At 62.5% G+C, this 323-nt stretch carries 1 protein-coding gene; it reads left to right on the top strand.

Going from position 1 to position 323, the window contains the following annotated elements; genetic code table 11:
- Positions 1 to 323, top strand: a 323-nt coding sequence (locus EN786_RS36765; protein WP_246688852.1) for an ABC transporter substrate-binding protein, incomplete at both ends; no start/stop codon positions are given.

The raw sequence follows: 323 nt of genomic DNA on the forward strand, positions 1-323 counted from the left end.
CAACATCATGTCGTATCCGGCACCGGCCGACATCGCCGGCCTGCAGGCTGATGCGAACCTGACGGTCGCGGAGCAGGAAGGCCTGAACGTCGGCGCGCTGATGTACAACACCCAGCAGAAGCCGTTCGACGACGTGCGCGTCCGCAAGGCGCTCAACATGGCCATCAACAAGAAGGCCATTATCGACGCCGTGTTCCAGGGCGCCGGCCAGGTGGCGATGAACCCGATCCCGCCGACCATGTGGTCCTACAACAAGGACGTGAAGGACGATCCGTACGATCCGGACGCGGCCAAGAAGATGCTTGAAGAGGCCGGTGTCAAGG

Source organism: Mesorhizobium sp. M4B.F.Ca.ET.143.01.1.1 (assembly GCF_004792275.1).
GTDB classification, from domain to species: Bacteria; Pseudomonadota; Alphaproteobacteria; order Rhizobiales; family Rhizobiaceae; genus Mesorhizobium; species Mesorhizobium abyssinicae.